General features: G+C 43.6%; 1 protein-coding gene. It reads left to right on the top strand.

From position 1 onward, the window contains the following. Window positions 1-46 precede the first annotated feature (46 nt). A complete protein-coding gene (locus M0413_RS22620) occupies window positions 47-844 on the top strand; it encodes an OXA-48 family carbapenem-hydrolyzing class D beta-lactamase OXA-204 (RefSeq protein ID WP_032495449.1) in 798 nt (265 codons plus the stop codon). The last annotated feature ends 111 nt before the right edge of the window (window positions 845-955 follow it).

Here is a 955-nt window from a genome sequence, read left to right as displayed (position 1 = left end):
TAGCACTTAATTTGTATGGATATATTGCATTAAGCAAGGGGACGTTATGCGTGTATTAGCCTTATCGGCTGTGTTTTTGGTGGCATCGATTATCGGAATGCCTGCGGTAGCAAAGGAATGGCAAGAAAACAAAAGTTGGAATGCTCACTTTACTGAACATAAATCACAGGGCGTAGTTGTGCTCTGGAATGAGAATAAGCAGCAAGGATTTACCAATAATCTTAAACGGGCGAACCAAGCATTTTTACCCGCATCTACCTTTAAAATTCCCAATAGCTTGATCGCCCTCGATTTGGGCGTGGTTAAGGATGAACACCAAGTCTTTAAGTGGGATGGACATCGGCGCGATATCGCCACTTGGAATCGCGATCATAATCTAATCACCGCGATGAAATATTCAGTTGTGCCTGTTTATCAAGAATTTGCCCGCCAAATTGGCGAGGCACGTATGAGCAAGATGCTACATGCTTTCGATTATGGTAATGAGGACATTTCGGGCAATGTAGACAGTTTCTGGCTCGATGGTGGTATTCGAATTTCGGCCACTGAGCAAATCAGCTTTTTAAGAAAGCTGTATCACAATAAGTTACACGTATCGGAGCGCAGCCAGCGTATTGTCAAACAAGCCATGCTGACCGAAGCCAATGGCGACTATATTATTCGGGCTAAAACGGGATACTCGACTAGAATCGAACCTAAGATTGGCTGGTGGGTCGGTTGGGTTGAACTGGATGATAATGTGTGGTTTTTTGCGATGAATATGGATATGCCCACATCGGATGGTTTAGGGCTGCGCCAAGCCATCACAAAAGAAGTGCTCAAACAGGAAAAAATTATTCCCTAGAAGTGGTTAGCGCGTATTTGTGTGAAATAGCCGTCATATAAGCTGTAAAGATATATGGACAAAATGCTGATGCTCGATGCGCTTGTAGTTAATGGCTCATACTTAATCGGT

The sequence above is a fragment of the Shewanella sp. 8A genome, from assembly GCF_023475945.1.
Lineage (GTDB): Bacteria > Pseudomonadota > Gammaproteobacteria > Enterobacterales > Shewanellaceae > Shewanella > Shewanella xiamenensis.
The sequence above is the reverse complement of the archived record's forward strand: the minus strand, read 5'-3'. Positions and strand labels throughout refer to the sequence as shown.

Excerpts from the sequence above, each read along its gene's own strand:
- M0413_RS22620 (WP_032495449.1), top strand. The coding sequence starts at position 47 with ATGCGTGTATTAGCCTTATCGGCTGTGTTTTTGGTGGCATCGATTATC.